Source organism: Butyricimonas sp. DFI.6.44, assembly GCF_022132345.1.
Taxonomy (GTDB): Bacteria; Bacteroidota; Bacteroidia; order Bacteroidales; family Marinifilaceae; genus Butyricimonas; species Butyricimonas muris.
The window spans coordinates 145,816-162,839 of record NZ_JAKNJD010000003.1 but is presented as its reverse complement, the minus strand read 5'-3'; the positions used below and the strand labels follow the sequence as shown (position 1 = coordinate 162,839).

Here is a 17,024-nt window from a genome sequence, read left to right as displayed (position 1 = left end):
GAAGAATTATGAAAAGAAAAATACAATTAATCACGCTTATATGTTGCTCCCTTGTTTTCGGGGCTTGTGACAGTTGGTTGGACGTGAAGCCTTACGACCAGATAGCGGAAGAAGACCTGTTAAACTCGGAAGCCGGTTTCCAGAAATTACTGAACGGCGTGTACATCGAGTTGAACGACGAGAACCTTTACGGAAGTACCCTCATGGTGGAGATGCTCGAACTCATGGGCGGAGCCTACAAGATCGGCGACGACCAAGGGAAATGGGGGGATTATATTGATTTGAACAGTTATAAATACAGCACGGAATACTGGCGGGGACGTTTGGATAAAGTTTGGGAGAAGGCTTACGCACTGATCATGAACTGTAACAAGATTCTCGATAACATAGAAGGACGGGAATCACTCTTCACGGGGATCAATTACGATATTATCCGGGGGGAAGCCTTGGCGTTGCGTGCCATGTTGCACTTCGATATGTTGCGCCTGTTCGGTCCGGTTTACATGAATAACCCGGAAAACGTGTGTATCCCCTACTATCTGCATCAATCACCGAACGTGAATGATTTGTTACCCGCGAACAAGGTAATGGAATATATCATCGGCGATTTGCAGGAAGCGGAGAAAGCGTTGGCAAATGACCCGATCATCACGAAAGGTACTTTGATGGAGTCTGCCGGGAATGAATCCAATTTCCTGCGCTACCGGGCATTACGCATGAATTACTACGCGGTACAAGGGCTCATGGCACGGGTTTATCTCTATGCCGGGGATAAAACCAATGCTTCCACCTACGCCAAGAAAGTGATCACGGCGGCAGAAGCGGGGACATTCCCGTTCACGGAAAGGACGGAAGCAAAGAGTGACCGGATTTTCTCGTCAGAGGTATTGTTTGCTTTAACGAACACGAATCGAGTTTTGTTATTCAAGAATTACTACGACCCGTCCCGTAACCCGGCGTTTATATTTACCATGGATGAAAAATTATTGAATTTCCTGTACTCGGCGTCGGGTTCCTCTACCACGAGCGACACTCGTTTTGAGGCTAACTGGGAACAGGCTACTCTTCCCGGATTGACAAGCGGTGCCCGGTATTTCTATAAATACAATGATATGAGTACCACCGGACTGATACAGAACACGATGATTCCGATGTTAAGGTTGGGAGAGATGTATCTGATCGCCGCAGAAAGCGAATCGGAAACTTTAGATGACGGACTTCCATATATCAACACGTTGAGAAATAAAAGAGGTATCTCGAATTTAGGTTCACTAACCATAACGGCTCTGACCTACGAATACATGCGCGAGTTGTATGGTGAAGGACAATTGTTCTATTTCTATAAACGGACGTTTACAATGATCCTAAATAGAACGAATAGTCGCAATAATCCCACAGGTCAAGCGGCATCTACCCAAGTTTTCGTGGTGCCTTTACCCGACACTGAAATCAATAACAGACAATAATATGCGAATCATGAAAACAAGAAATATATTTATATGGATTATACTCATTCTAGGATTAACCGCTTGTTCTGAAGAAGAAGTTAATACCTATAATGCAGAGGAAGGAATCTATTTCAACCAACGTATAAGAGTGGGTAATATATTGACGGACAGCACGAATTTCACGTTCGTGTATATCGAGGAATCACAGAACGAGGCAACCGTATCTATTCCGGTTCAATTAGTCGGGAGGGCTACTGATGAACCTCGCCCGGTAAACATCAAAGTTGTCGGGGGAAGTGCAAAGGAAGGGGACGATTTCGTGTTACCCGTCAACCCGGTATTACCCGCAGGAGCCAGTTCGTTCAATTATGAAATTACGTTGAAACGTTCGACTACCCTGCAGGAAGAAGCAAAAACAATCGAGATTGCCATTGAAGAAAACGAGTATTTCAGACCGATTATCACGCACGAGATCACAGATATCCAAAGCGGTACGGATGTCACGACCATGCGTCATAAAATAGAGTTTTCGGAATTGTTCACGGAGGCTCCTGCCGCTTGGGTTACTCAAATAGTTGATTTTACCCCTCAGCGTTTCTTTTTAACCTGCCGGGTAATGGATGTACCGAGAGCCGATTTCAATGATAGATCAAAAATCTCATCCGCCCGATTCCAATATTTTATGTCTGAAATGGTAAAATATGTAGCGGAACAATTGTTACTTGAGAATCCCGATCCGGAAATCTTTGACGAGAACGGAAATACGATCTTTTAACAACATAAAAAAAGCAGATTATGAAACAGATATTATATAGAATAAAATCACTTTTTTTACTTGTTGCAATCGCAGGTGGAATTAGTGCTTGCGCAGACGATAAAGGTAATTATAATTACCATGATATTCCGGAAGTGAAAATTGAAGGTATCGGTAATTCCATTACGGCTTTGGCATACCAGAATTTGTCTATCCCCGTGCAGTTAGACGGCTTGCAAGCCGATGAGAACCGGTATGAATACGAGTGGCGGGCTATCCGTCAATTCGAGGCAGAAGATGAAAATGATGCCGCAAGCGAAGTGTTGGCAACCACAAAAGAATTTAATGATATTATATCTTTACGCCCCGGCCCTTATAAATTGATTTACACGGTAAAGGACAAGCAACTGGACGTATTTTACCAACAGCAGGCAAATCTTTCCGTTGTCACGACAACTTCCGAGGGATGGGTTCTTCTGTGTTCCGAGAATGGCAATGTCCGTTTGGATATGATTTCTACCGTGTTAGGAGAAGAGGTACATTCAAAGGATATGCTTGCCGATTCGGATATGCCTTTCAAGAAAGGACCGTTGGCGTTCATCGCCCTTAGTCCAGAAAGCACGGAAGATATGAGTGCCGTACAACAAGTAGAGCCTACATCCCCCTTCTATCTGCTTACCGAAGAAGGAACTACCCGGTTACATAAAGATGCTTTCGAATGGAAAGAAGAGTATATTATGAAATATGAAATGGGGGATATGAGCGATGTCAAACCGACTCATATCACAGCAGCAGCAGCTTATCGCATAATGGTCGCACCGGAGGGTGTATTTAGTAGTGATTATAGCATGGGGTCCGGAGCATTATGGGGATCAAGGTTAAATTATCTTCGTAATGATGATAACACGAGAGAGTATGTACAAGTTGCACCACACGTGGGATGCAATATCACGAACCCGGCACAATTCGCCCCGATATTTATGTTCTATGATTTAGACCACAAACAATTTGTTTATCACCCGGGAGGTATGTATGGTGGATTAACCGGAGATCAAACTGTCGGATGCTTGAATATGAGCGATGATGAAGCCGGAGGAGATGCATTTACATTCCCAGTAGGGTACAACTACGTTTATATGGAAAATAGTGGTCGCAAATATTCCTTATCTGGCTTCGGTTTCTTCAATAATATCACTTTCACAATTTTGGAGAATAACGGAGTTTATCATCTTTATGGAATTGCATTAGATGACTACGCAGCAGAAATGATAACAGGAGTGCCTACACCACCCTACACAAAAACCCACTACGCAAACCTCTCCAATTGTACCGATATCACGCGAGCAAAACATTTTGCATTCAGTCCTTTGAACGACCAAATGTTTTATGCCGTGGACGGCAAGGTTTACCGGGTAAATTTGGACACGAGTACCCCTTCTGCCCAATTCCAGTTTGACGTGTCGGGAGAAATTACTTGTCTGAAATTCTATCTATACAGGAACGCAGAAAATGCCAGACGTTCTTACGATTTGCTCGTGGGTAGCGACAAGGGCGGTACTGACGGAGGTGAACTCAGAGTGTACGAAGCCATTGATAACCTTGCACAAATAACCGATTACAAAGAGTATCATTCCGGTTTCGGCAGAATCGTGGATATTATCTATAAAGAACCTATAACTCAAGAATAAAAAATGAAATACATTTTATTTATCGCGTTCATTCTATCCGTCGTCAGTTGTGCAAAACACGACGGATATACCCTCACGGGACACGTCCCCGAAGCATGGGAAGGGAAACCCGTTTTTCTGGCACTGGATGATACAAATCAACCTCATTTTATCGACAGCACGAAAATATCGGGAGGCAAATTCAAATTCCAAGGTAAATTCGAAGTTCCGCGTTATTGCACGATTAACATTTACCTTGATCCCAATGACCGACAGACCCGTAGTAAAATTATAAACTTCTCGTTATTTATCGACAGTACAGCGGTTGAAGCCACTTGCGACTATTCCGGCAAACACCCCGTGTTCCAAATCTCCGGAAGCGGCACACAAACTGAATACCAGAACTACCTGAGCGAGATACAGCCCATGGAAGATGACCGGAGTAAAACGTTTTACGCTTACGGGGAAGCCTATTACAGCACAAAGGATTTAGCGAAAGCGATTGACCTTGCCAAACTTGTCACGGAAAAAAGACTCGCGATCAGAGAGGCTAAAATGAAATACCTGAAAGCGCACCCCGAATCCGCCATCAGCGTTAAGATAGCGCAAGAACTCTCCGACAGAAATTCCGACCTTTCCCTGAAAGAAATTGAAGGATTGTTCACCAGCCTATCGCCCGAAATGCAAAATTCGGAAATGGGGCAGGCTCTTCGGGCAACAATTCAAGGCAGACAGGTATTTATCGGAAGTGCTTTCATCGATATGGAACTCACGGCACCGGACGGAAGCAAAAAGAAGATATCGGATTTCGTGAAACCCGGATGTACTACATTGATCGAATTTTGGGCATCTTGGTGCAATCCCTGTCGTGCGGAAATTCCCCACATGCGTAACACGTACAGTAAATACCATCCCAAAGGGTTAAATATCGTGAGTATCTCCATTGACAGTGAGCCCAAGAATTGGCTTCAAGCCATGGAAGAGGAAAAAATGCCTTGGGGACAATTACTGGATCAAGCCAGAACGGCATTCCGAGGATATAACCTGACCGGAGTCCCTTCCTCTATCCTTGTAGACGACAAGGGAAAGATTTTTAACGTAAACGCAAGAGGCGGATGGCTGGATGCTGCCATGCAGGAAATCTATGATTAATTATTAATATATACTTGAAATGAGAAGCTTTATATTTATTATTTTACTCTCGCTCGCTTGCTCTTGTTCACAGAAGAACAACGACGATATTGTCGTGGACTTCAAAGTGCAAAACATGACCTATTCCAAGATCGCCATTGTTGTCAGCCCGGAAATAATCAAGGAAATGGATCTGGACAAACACGGGAAAACCACCTGTACATTGCAGGGCAATGTGATATACGCCCGGCTATTTTATGGCGAGGAAGCCAAGAATGTTTTTTTCCGGAAAGGCGATCGTGTAACGATTTCTTTTGATGCCAACAATTTTAAGGACGGCATGAAATTCGAGGGAAAGAATGCTCCGGCGATAGAATACCTTAATTCTATCACTTATGCCCCGATAAATCCCCCCGATTACGAGCGTTCATTGGACGGGATTATGAGTCTTGCCAACGAGAAGATAGACGAGGCTACCGCCTTACTGAAAGCCCGAAAACTGGAAACGACAAATCCCGAATTTGTAAAACTGGAAGAGGGACGAATTAAATATTCATATCTGGTCAGTCTAGTCATGTATCCCATGGGACATATCATGTTCGACACGACTTATCGCCCGAACGAGGAGTATTATTCAACGTTGGAACAATATGTACAAGAGGACGAGAGTTTGATTGACCTCGACATTTACAGGGAATTTATTATAGAGTCCGCTCTTATACTTGGAAGCAAGGATAAAGAAATCTCCGGCATTTACAATAAAAATGTTGCCCGAATGAAATATATCGCTCAACATTTCAAAAATGACAAGCTAAAACAATCTCTTCTTAACGAGATTGCAGTCAGACAGATAAAGAAAAACGGTATTAATAATATCACCGAAATGGAAAATATTTACAATACCTACGTGACAGACCCGACTTTACGGGCTGCCTATAAAACAGAGTACGACAAATGGAATATTGCCGTTGCCGGAAAACTTTCCCCGGACTTCGAAGCAAAAGACATTAACGGCAAAACTTACTCCTTGAAGGATTTCAAAGGGAAGTATTTATATATCGATATGTGGGCAACGTGGTGCGGTCCCTGCAAAAGAGAAATGCCCTACCTGAAAGAACTGGAAAAGAAAATGGAAGGGAAAAACATCACCTTCCTCGGTCTTTCCACTGACGAGGACAAAGCGGCATGGGAAAAAATGGTCAAATCGGGAGAACTCTCCGGCGTTCAACTTTTGCTTGGGCGAGGGAGTCAATTCCAACGGGATTATAATATCAACGGCATCCCTCATTTCATTCTTATTGATCCGGATGGCAAGATTATTACCCCCAAAGCTGTCCGTCCTTCTTCCCCGGACGCCGAAAAGATTTTAAACGCTCTTCCTAATATTTAACCCTAACGCCTCCCTACACAGGCGGGAAACTGTTTGGTTAGTTATTATTCACGAAAAGAAGTGATTACCGAAGCGGTTTCTCTCCCCCTGTGTAAGGGGGTGTTGGAGGGGGGAGTTCGTACAAACCGACTTTTTAGCCTCTTCCTTGCTTTCATTTACAGAATATCTTACTTTTGCTTGTACAAAACCGAAGAATGATATGTTACAAGCAAAGTACACGAGATATATTCTGAAATTCAAACAACCCGCGGGAACCTCCCGCGGCATTCTCACGGAAAAAGAGACTTGGTTCATTAAAATCTGGGATTCGGAACACCCCGAAATATACGGACTGGGGGAATGTGCTTTATTCCGGGGATTAAGCGCGGATGACCGCCCGGAATACGAGAGGAAACTACAAGAAACCTGCCGGGATATTGGCAAAATACGCCATATACACTACTTCCGAAACTGGAGTTCTATCAGCTTCGGAGTGAATACCGCCCTGTCGGATTTAAAAAACGGAGGCAAACGCATTATCTATCCCGGTCTTTTTACCGAAGGACAAAAAGACATCGAGATTAACGGTTTAATCTGGATGGGTGATAAGGATACCATGCGCCAACGGATTATCGAAAAACTGGATGCCGGATTCCATTGTGTCAAACTGAAAATCGGGGCTATCGGTTTCGAGGAGGAATTAGATTTATTACGCTATATCCGAAAACAATTCAGCAAAGAAACCGTCGAGTTGAGAGTAGACGCGAACGGTGCTTTTACCCCGCGGGAGGCTCCCCGTAAACTGGAAGAACTGTCACGCTATGACATCCATTCAATAGAGCAACCTATCCGCCAAAGACAGTGGAAAGAGATGGCTGCTTTATGCCGAAATACCCCTATCCCGATTGCTCTGGATGAAGAACTGATAGGAATTAACAGAACAGGTGAAAAAGGCGAGTTACTTGACATGATTCATCCCCAATATGTTGTAATAAAGCCATCTTTAACAGGAAGTTTCTCCGGCTCATGGGAATGGATAGCACGTGCCCGGGAACGCGGTATCGGCTGGTGGATTACTTCCGCGCTGGAATCCAATATCGGACTCAACGCCATCGCACAATGGACTGCTTATATATTGAATTTCCACCCGACGGGTATGCCCCAAGGACTGGGAACCGGACAACTCTACACGAATAATATTCCCGCCCCGCTGGAACAAACCGGTTCGACTATCCGGTATAACCCGCAATGTTCATGGGATGTAACCCCGATAGAATTTTAGATTATGACAATCAAAATAAACGGTATTCGCTACACCACGCCGGAAGCATTGCAGGCTATCGACAATCCGGATGTAGTCACATTCCTGCAAGAATGGTATGACGATAAAGACCACGTGACCGGACATACTTCCGGCTCCACGGGAACACCGAAAACTATCCGGTTGTCAAAGCAGGACATGCTGGCGTCAGCTAAAATTACAAACGCATACTTCGATATCCATTCCGAATCCCGTTTATTATTATGCCTCTCCCCGTCGTATATCGCCGGGAAGATGATGATTGTCCGCAGTATTCTCGCGGGAGCCGATTTGATTGTAGTTCCTCCCTCGTCATCCCCGTTGAAGAATTTAGAACAAGACATTGACTTTGCCGCCATGGTACCCATGCAGGTAGAAACCTGTCTTGCCACCCCGGAAACAGCAGAAAAATTCTCCCGAATTAAACAAGTAATTATCGGGGGTGCAGCCCTTTCCCCGGTACTGGAAGAACGCCTGCAACAAGTCCCCACACGTTGTTATTCCACCTACGGCATGACTGAAACCGTGTCACACGTTGCCCTGCGGGATATTAACGGCGTAAAGAAATCACCCGACTACTTTGCCTTAGGCAACGTGCATTTCGAAACAGACGAAAGGCAGTGCCTGATCATCCACGCCCCGCATTTGCATCAACAAACCTTTACCACTAATGACATTGTTAATCTCGTCGACACGACACGTTTCGAATGGCTGGGACGTCATGACAACGTGATTAATTCCGGAGGCATAAAATTATTCCCCGAGAAAATCGAAGCAAAGATTGCCCTCCTCATGAAACAACGTTTCTTTATTATGCCCGAGGAGGATACCCGACTGGGACAACGAACCGTTCTCGTCATTGAAGATATACCATGGGATAAGGCAGGAAAAAAACGACTTCAGGAACAACTGAAACAGCTATTACACCCATACGAAGTACCTAAAAAGATTTACTTCCGGGAACATTTCACGGAAACTTACTCGGGAAAAGTCATCCGAAAACTAATGTAACAAAAACTTTTCTATCTTTGCCGCACAAAAAACATACAAATTAGAGTTGCAATCCAGCGAGTTTCCGGTTTCTCAACTTGTAACCTGCCAACTTGCAACCTGTAACTCAAGAACAAAGTTTTTGAACTTATGAACTACAAGGAAGTTATCGAAAATATATATAACGAGGTAAAACCTTTCTTCGGGAAAGGAGAAGTCGCCAATTATATACCGGCTCTGGCAAACGTGAACCCGCGACAGTACGGGATTGCCATAGCTACCATGGACGGGCAAATCATCGGCACGGGAGATTACCAGACCAAGTTTTCCATCCAAAGTATATCTAAAGTATTCACGCTCGCCATGGTCGTGCGCCACATGGGAAGTGACCTGTGGCAATACGTGGGACGGGAACCGTCGGGAACTCCTTTCAATTCGCTCGTCCAGCTTGAACATGAACACGGCATTCCCCGTAACCCGTTCATCAATGCCGGGGCTCTCGTGGTCACGGACAAATTGATGAACCTCTACCACCGTCCCAAAGAAGCGATACTCCAGTTCGTGCGGGGAGTCGCCGGCTCGGAAGATATTTATTTTGACAAAATTGTAGCCCAATCGGAACAGGAACACGCCAGCCGTAACCAAGCCTTGGGATATTTCATGAAAAGTTTCGGAAACATCGACAACGACGTGGATTCGCTTATTGACGTGTATTGCAATCAATGCAGCCTTGCCATGACTTGCGAGGATCTGGCAAAATCTTTTCTCTTTCTGGCAAATCACGGGGTGAACCCGCACAACGACGAACAAATCCTGACGGTCAGCCGCTCGAAGCGCCTCAGTGCCTTAATGCTTACCTGCGGTTTCTACGACGAATCGGGAGATTTCGCGTTCCGGGTTGGTATGCCGGGTAAAAGTGGCGTAGGCGGGGGAGTGGTCGCCATTATCCCGGGTAAACTCAGTATCGCCGTGTGGAGCCCTGAACTAAACGAACACGGGAACTCGTACATGGGTATAGAAACACTCGAAAGATTCACCACGAATATCGGGATTTCTATTTTCTAATCAAGATATATAATTCTTGATTTTCTCGCGCTTATTCCTTACTTTTGTTAAGTAAGGATAAATTAGCGTTTATGAGGAAAATCATCTTCTTTGGGCTATTGCTGTTTTTTTCTTGTAACCGGGACGAACAAATCACGGGAAAAGAAACACAACTTTTGTTCCAAAGTTACACGCCCGGTAACGCATCTCTCCATACCCCGGCTTTCGAAACGCTGGCTCTGTTCGCCATAGACCGGGATAACCGTGTTGTCCGTCACGAACATTTCACCCGAAATGATTTGCATGAAAACACGTTACGGGCAAAACTTCCCTTCGGACGCTATCGCCTCGCTTGCGTGGCTAACTGCCCGGATATAAATTTCGATACAGGAGAAATACTGGAAAATATTCTATTTCGGTTACCTCAAAAAGGAGAGATTTTTGAAGAGGCGGGTGATATACTGACATCTCTCCAAAGTGTAAGTATCTCGGAAAATAAAGACGCCGTCTTTACCGTAAATCTTTATCGAAGGGTGGCACAATTACAAGTGAGGTTGGAAAATATACCCGAAGAGGTCGATAACGTGAATTTTGAACTGTCATTCGTCCCCTCCGCCATCAATTTTACAGGCTCAAACACGAATACATTCGGGACTATCACGAAACCGATGCATCGGGAAGCAAATCAAGGGCATGTCGAACTCTTGACTTTTCCCGCCGAAAAAGGAGAAGCAACCCTGTCCGTCACCTATCGCACGGGAGATAAAGAAAAACGCAAAATCATCCCGTTCACGGAAAGCATAGACACGAACCGAATCATCCGGGTGGAAAGCAGTTTTCTTGAATTGGAAGAAGGAGGATTGCAAGGAAATGGCATCAATCTATTGGAAAACGGGGGATTTGAATCATGGAAAGCTCCCGACAAAGAACCCGACCACTGGCGTTTCTTTAGAGACGGGCGGGATAGCTGCACAATAAAAGTAAACGGGGATAAAACACGCTCGGGAAAACAAGCGGTATTCCTGCAAGGAAAGACTTATCTATACCAAGATGTTCCCGTCGAAGCCCTCACCCGCTACGAGATTAAAATGTTCGTGAATGCCCCGTCCGCTAATTTCTCGTGGAAATATTACTGTTACTGGCGAAAGAACAAAAGTACGGCTCTCCCGTCGGAATACAACAAACCGATTCAAGCACAAACTTATCTGAAGCAAACTGACGGGTGGATTAATGTCTTCAACGGCAAAACATTCACCGCCCCGGAAGGAGCAAAATATTTGCGGGTGGAAATCCGCACCTATGGTAAGGCTATTGTCCCCGACGAGGGTATTTATATTGATGATTTTAGCGTAGAACTCGTCGAATGAGATACTTTCATACCAGAAAATCATGGAATTCCTTTTAAGTTTTCAGTATAAAAACTAAATTCGCGTTCCAAATCGTATAATAAATTATATTCACAATAATATGGGAAGAGCGTTCGAATACCGTAAAGCACGGAAGCTAAAAAGATGGGGCAACATGGCCCGCACGTTCACGAGAATAGGAAAAGAGATTGATATTGCCGTAAAAGCAGGAGGACCAGACCCAGCAAATAATACTCGTTTGCGCATCCTTATCCAAAATGCAAAAGCGGAAAATATGCCGAAGGAAAACGTGGAACGTGCCATCAAACGCGCCATTTCAAAAGACACTTCAGATTACAAGGAAATCGTGTACGAGGGATACGCACCTTTCGGTATCGCCGTTGTCGTGGAAACCGCTACCGATAACCATACGCGTACCGTTGCCAACGTGCGCCACTGTTTCTCCAAATACGGCGGCTCACTGGGAACAACCGGAAGTCTGGACTTCTTGTTCGACCGCAAATGCGTGTTCAAAATCTCCCGCCCCGAAAACTTCGACCTCGAAGAGTTCGAGTTGGAAATGATTGACTACGGTGCCGACGAAATCTTTGAAGACGAGGAAAACCACGTGATTATCTACGGTGCATTCGAATCATTCGGTGCTATCCAAAAATATCTGGAAGATAGCAAATACGAGATTACCAGTGGAGAGTTCGAACGTATTCCTCTCGATACAAAAGAATTAACCGAGGAACAAAGAGAAACCGTCGACAAATTGCTGGAAAAATTAGAAGAAGATGATGACGTAACCAACGTTTATCACAACATTAAAGAATAATTTTCTTGCAGATTAAAAAATATTGTTGCATATTTGCACCCGCAAAACGGTTAAAACCGCTCGCAACAAGGAAGACTTCGTAGCTCAGCTGGTAGAGCAATTGACTCTTAATCAATGGGCCGTGGGTTCGAGTCCCACCGAGGTCACCGAAAATGAGCCACTTACGAAAGTAGGTGGTTTTCTTTTTATCCTCATATCTATTAAATACATTGACAATCAATAATATAAGATTAATTGCTAATCTAGTCTATTGATAAATTCTTAACATCTTTCTTCTAAGAATAGATAAAATATGAATATGCTAGGTACACAATCAGGTGTAATTATAGTGAACATAATAAATTACACCTAGAAGTGATATATCTTACTATATACCAGATAGTAACATCACATGAAAAATGATACAAAAATTGAAGATTTCATTCTATTTACTATCCTCAAAAATGAATATCAAAGGAGAAGCACCTATTTATTGTAGAATATCAATAGGTAATGAAAGGCAGCAATACTCTACTGGAATGTATTTAATCCATAACCAATGGAATAAAATCAAACAACAAGCTAAAGGTTCATCTCCAACAGCAGAAACCATCAACCTTCATCTCAATAGTATCAAAAGTAAGCTATTAGACATTGAAGCACTGTTTATGGTAGAGAAGAAAGAAAACTACACGCTGCATGATATTTATTCCAAATTCACTGGTGCAAATCAAGAGTCAGCAGTCACACTCATACAGGTGTTCAAAAAGAAGATTGATTCAATGGAGAAGCTGATAGGTAAAAGTTATAGCAAAGGTACTCTAACAAAATTCAAAGAGGTATTCGCACATACACTTGATTATCTGATAGAAATTCATAACATTAAAGATATTGCTTTTACACACCTGAATAATGACTTTATCCAAGGTTTTCAGGAATATCTACTTGTCAATAAGAATCATAAACCTGCAACAATCAATAAAATCATTCAAAGAGTTTGTCAAATAGTTTGGATAGGAGTTAATTATGATGGTGCAAAATACCCTTTCAGGAACTATAAACCTCTTAAAGAGGTCAAGCAATTGATATACCTAACAGAGGAAGAAATAAAACTTCTTGAAGACTTCCAATTTGCTCAAGAGAGATTAGAAAGGGTTAGGGATTATTACATGTTCTCCGTGTATACTGGACTGGCTTACAATGAAGCTTTCGAGCTAAAAGAGGAACATATCATAAAAGGGTTTGATAATCAACTATGGATAAAGATGATAAGACTGAAAACACAAAGGGAGATTAACATTCCCCTGTTACCACAAGCATTAAAAATCATCCAAAAGTATCATCAAGCGGGAGAGCAAGGGTACATATTACCAACTATCAGCAACCAAAAGATGAACAGCTACTTGAAGGAAATAGCCGAGATAGTGGGAATAAAGAAAAAACTCACGCATCACACGGCAAGAAAAACCTTTGCTTCAACTATCCTCCTCTATAACAATGTTCCTATCGAAATAGTGAGTAAATTGTTGGGACACGCTAATATTAGTATCACTCAAAAATCTTATGCCGAAGTAGTAAACAAAAATGTCAGCAACCACATGCTCCAGCTATCCAAGCAACTAGAGAGCAAACAAGAGCACAAGGAACCATTATAGGCTCCAGAAGTGAGATTAAAAAAGAATCCCTGTAGTTGATTGGGTTATAGGGATTCTTTCTCTTTTAATTCTTCAATTTTTGCGTATATTTGCGCACTTAGTATTATATATTTTATAATTAAATACAAGTGAGACATGACAAACATAGATACTAATGATACAGATTATCAATATAGTGATATTTTTGATCTTACTCCAGAAGACATAGAAGAGAGTTCAACTATTTATACATTAAGAGAAGAAGAAAACATCACAAGTAATAATGATATAATTCTCTCTAATGAAGAAGAAACATTATACTCTATAGAATCCAGTAATAACATCATTATTCAAGATACTATTGAAAAACAGGAAACTCCAGATAATATTCTAAAAGAACAAGAGGCTATAGTTATTGAATGTACCCCTACCACTTCTCACTTATCTGAAAGATTAAATGAAACTCCTTGTGGTATTATAGAGTGCCCTGTACCCAATATAGGAGCAACCTACCTAGAACTCCACACTCAAAGAAACTCCATCATACTATTCTCCACACCAGAAGAAGCCCTACAACATTCCCAAGTGACAACGAGTAGCCTTTGTATAGATAGTCTGCACGGAAATATAAAAGAAGAAATTATCTGTTATAAAGCCAATGTAGAATGGAAAAAATTCATTATTTCATCATTCACTTTAAAGACATTAGTATTTTTACTCAAGGATGAAATAATCAATTATTTTTTCATGATTAGAAACATGGAGGAACTTCAAGCAACTAGCAATCAATTGAATGCAGAAGTTCTGGATTATTATATCAAGTTTCCACCTACCAATAGATGTATTTACACGACAGATCATTTGGCATTCACCCATCCCCTCTTGAAGGAAGAAAAAAGGCATATCATTCACTGGCAACAACCTTTACACAAGAATGTAACCTTGTATCCTTGCGTGAATATCACGGGTAGAATTAAGACTATCATAGAGAAATTACCCGTTCAGGATAAGGTTATCCTGATATACCCCTCTGTAAGACAATCCAAATTATGTATATTGAATTTAGAAGAGAGATATCAAAAAGAATGTGGCATCATATGTTCTCCCAACAAGCAATTAGAAGCAGGCAAATACCACGTGGAACAAGAAGGGGAAACTCCAAGCTCTCCTAAAAGAATCATCTTTTGGTGCTTTAACAAACTCAAGAAAGAGATAACAGAAAAGGCTCACTTGATTATTGTTTCTGACACGAAACAATGGAATACCCTTTTTTCATTAAAGCAAATAATCAATCTAACCAAAGAAGAAACACTTAGTAATCATCTAGTTCACAACACTATGTACTATAAAGAAACTTGGCTTAATGAAATTGCATTGATGATTGAAAGAGGAAGTAAAATTGTTAAACTACTCAACGTGGCTGATGAATTAAGTGATGGTGATAAGAGCTTAACCAAACTATTTGCAATAGTACAAAACGTGATAAAGGAGAAGGTTACAGGAAGGTTACAAGGAAGGTTCTCTCCGGTGTCCCTTGTAAGAAAGAATATTGAAAACACGTGGGAAGTAGCTTATATGAATCTTGACTACTTGTTATTAAGAATTAACCTTTACAGAAACCACTACAAAGTACCCAAATTTCTTGAAACAGCATTAAAGAGCTATTATGACGTAACCTCTATTCCTGATGATCCAAACGAGAAACCAAAGAAACAACTAGAGATAGAGGAGGAAGAAAAGAAACAACAGAAAGAACTAACCCAGAAAGAACGAGTAAAAGTACTGGATGAGATTCTGGAACTACATAACAACCAACAAGTAGATGAAAAAGTTTTATCAAGGAAAAGTTACCACGGGAATAGTGCCCAAAGAAAAGTTTACAAGCAAGTTCTCTCCCTGTACAAGTATATCAACATGGAGGAAGCCATCCAGCTATTGAAAGAGCTAAAAAGTGGTAATAATATAGGCTTCAAGAATCTCAATAATTCAGTTGTATTCTGGGCTCTGGATGAAGAGCACCCATTGAAGTTATCTGTTCACGAAACTTTCAAAGTAGGCAATAAATACACAAACGAGGAAATTGAAGCTAAAATGCAGCCTATCATATACTACCACCTCCATAAGGACTTTAAAGAGAAAGGGAGAAAGCTTATCACTTTATTCAGGTGTTTTTTCAAAACCACCAGACCCAAGAAGGAATACATAATCCTAAAAGAGTCTAAATTCTCATCACACAAGAACAGGTTGAATAAATCCGAAAATGACTTACTTCAATATTTTATGTTTTAATGTATTGATTTTTAATACCATAAATTTGGACATCTCATCTTTTTTGCGTATATTTGTATATCAATTAAGGTGATGGGTAGTTTGATGGAACTTTTTTTTACCGAGATCACCTTTAATAAATTTGTTTTTTAGTGCAAAAAAGTTCCACTTAAAACATATTTTTTATGTAGAAAAAAATTATTTCTATTAAAAAAGGTATCAAGTACCTCAGTGAAATAGAAGGGTTTGAATTACCCAATGGTATCCTTAACAAAGAAGTAACTGGATGTGGTGCTACCACTATTGCATTAACAGACAAGCATCCCACTATTATTTGTAGCCCAAGGAATGAACTATTAAAAAACAAAAACTCCCAATATCCTAATGCTTTGCTTGTTATTGGAGGGGTGCACAAGAAAGAAATTGAAGATTATATCAAGCAGGCTACTATACCAAAGATTCTTGTTTCCTATGATTCTTTTTAGAAGATTGGGGAGTGCATTCCTAACAAGAAGCCATGGAGAGTGGTGGTGGATGAGTTTCATTACATTTTAGGAGATGCTTCTTTCAAGTCAGAAGTGAACCTCAGGCTATTAGATAGCCTAAAGGAATATCCACACATTACTTACCTGTCTGCAACACCAATACTAGACCAATTTATTGAACAACTAGATGTATTAAAGGGTGTTGTATACTATCAACTGAAATGGGAAGAAAAAGAAACTGTAGAAGTTATCAGGGAAAAATCCCCTACCCCTATGGCTGCTGGAGTTGGTATTGTTTCAATGTATAAAAGAGGTGATTATCCTGTCTTGCTTGTTGACGGGAAACAAGTATATTCAAAAGAATGCATCATCTTTTTAAACTCTGTTACTAACATTCTGAATATAATCAAACAATGCGAGTTATCACCAGAGGAGGTAAACATCATTGTCGGGGCTTCAGAAGATAATAACAAGTTAATAAAGGAACTAGGAGAGGGGTTTAACAAGGGTAGAATCCCCTTGAGAGGAGAAAAACACAAAATGTTCACCTTTTGTACTTCTACCTCTTATGCAGGATGTGATTTCTACTCTGAATGTGCTTCGACTTTTGTTATCAGTGATAACAGGAAATTGAATACAACCATTGATATAGGCACTGATCTTGTACAAATAGCGGGAAGACAAAGGTTGGAAAGTAATCCATTCAGAAAAAGATTGTATTTCATATACAACACTGGAATTGAAGATATTGATGATACAACGTTTGAATAG

Annotated in this window: 13 protein-coding genes and 1 tRNA gene; all 14 read left to right on the top strand. The window is 41.5% G+C overall.

Annotation, left to right across the window (positions count from 1 at the left end; genetic code table 11):
- The first annotated feature begins 8 nt into the window (after positions 1-8).
- The 14 genes from L0M98_RS05815 (at position 9) to L0M98_RS05750 (ending at position 17,024) form a co-directional block, all read left to right on the top strand.
- Positions 9-1,466, top strand: a complete 1,458-nt coding sequence (locus L0M98_RS05815; protein WP_227216439.1) for a RagB/SusD family nutrient uptake outer membrane protein — start codon at positions 9-11, stop codon at positions 1,464-1,466.
- 10 nt (positions 1,467-1,476) lie between these two features.
- Complete coding sequence (locus L0M98_RS05810; RefSeq protein WP_227216431.1) at positions 1,477-2,223, top strand: DUF4843 domain-containing protein; 747 nt, start codon at positions 1,477-1,479, stop codon at positions 2,221-2,223.
- A gap of 20 nt (positions 2,224-2,243) precedes the next feature.
- Positions 2,244-3,890, top strand: a complete 1,647-nt coding sequence (locus L0M98_RS05805) for a PKD-like family lipoprotein (RefSeq protein WP_227216430.1) — start codon at positions 2,244-2,246, stop codon at positions 3,888-3,890.
- 3 nt (positions 3,891-3,893) lie between these two features.
- On the top strand, positions 3,894-5,021 hold the full coding sequence (locus tag L0M98_RS05800) for a TlpA disulfide reductase family protein (protein WP_227216428.1): 1,128 nt from the start codon (positions 3,894-3,896) through the stop codon (positions 5,019-5,021).
- A 19-nt stretch (positions 5,022-5,040) separates the two neighbouring features.
- Complete coding sequence (locus L0M98_RS05795; protein ID WP_227216426.1) at positions 5,041-6,390, top strand: TlpA family protein disulfide reductase; 1,350 nt, start codon at positions 5,041-5,043, stop codon at positions 6,388-6,390.
- Positions 6,391-6,589: 199 nt separating this feature from the next.
- On the top strand, positions 6,590-7,651 hold the full coding sequence (locus L0M98_RS05790) for an o-succinylbenzoate synthase (protein WP_186976098.1): 1,062 nt from the start codon (positions 6,590-6,592) through the stop codon (positions 7,649-7,651).
- A gap of 3 nt (positions 7,652-7,654) precedes the next feature.
- Positions 7,655-8,680 carry an AMP-binding protein gene (locus L0M98_RS05785; RefSeq protein WP_227216424.1) on the top strand — a complete coding sequence of 342 codons (1,026 nt, stop codon included), beginning with the start codon at positions 7,655-7,657 and terminating at the stop codon, positions 8,678-8,680.
- Positions 8,681-8,809: 129 nt separating this feature from the next.
- Positions 8,810-9,724 (top strand): glutaminase, encoded by a 915-nt coding sequence (locus L0M98_RS05780; protein ID WP_227216423.1) that lies wholly within the window; start codon positions 8,810-8,812, stop codon positions 9,722-9,724.
- A gap of 71 nt (positions 9,725-9,795) precedes the next feature.
- Positions 9,796-11,070, top strand: coding sequence for a FimB/Mfa2 family fimbrial subunit (locus L0M98_RS05775; RefSeq protein ID WP_227216421.1), 1,275 nt, complete (start codon positions 9,796-9,798; stop codon positions 11,068-11,070).
- 100 nt (positions 11,071-11,170) lie between these two features.
- Positions 11,171-11,887 carry a YebC/PmpR family DNA-binding transcriptional regulator gene (locus L0M98_RS05770; protein WP_099291457.1) on the top strand — a complete coding sequence of 239 codons (717 nt, stop codon included), beginning with the start codon at positions 11,171-11,173 and terminating at the stop codon, positions 11,885-11,887.
- Positions 11,888-11,960: 73 nt separating this feature from the next.
- Positions 11,961-12,033, top strand: a tRNA-Lys gene (locus L0M98_RS05765).
- Positions 12,034-12,285: 252 nt separating this feature from the next.
- Entirely contained in the window at positions 12,286-13,521 is a 1,236-nt protein-coding gene (locus tag L0M98_RS05760) for a site-specific integrase (RefSeq protein ID WP_099291456.1), read from the top strand.
- A 135-nt stretch (positions 13,522-13,656) separates the two neighbouring features.
- Positions 13,657-15,789, top strand: a complete 2,133-nt coding sequence (locus L0M98_RS05755) for a hypothetical protein (protein ID WP_186976133.1) — start codon at positions 13,657-13,659, stop codon at positions 15,787-15,789.
- Between the two features lie 503 nt (positions 15,790-16,292).
- Positions 16,293-17,024, top strand: coding sequence for a hypothetical protein (locus L0M98_RS05750; RefSeq protein WP_099291454.1), 732 nt, complete (start codon positions 16,293-16,295; stop codon positions 17,022-17,024).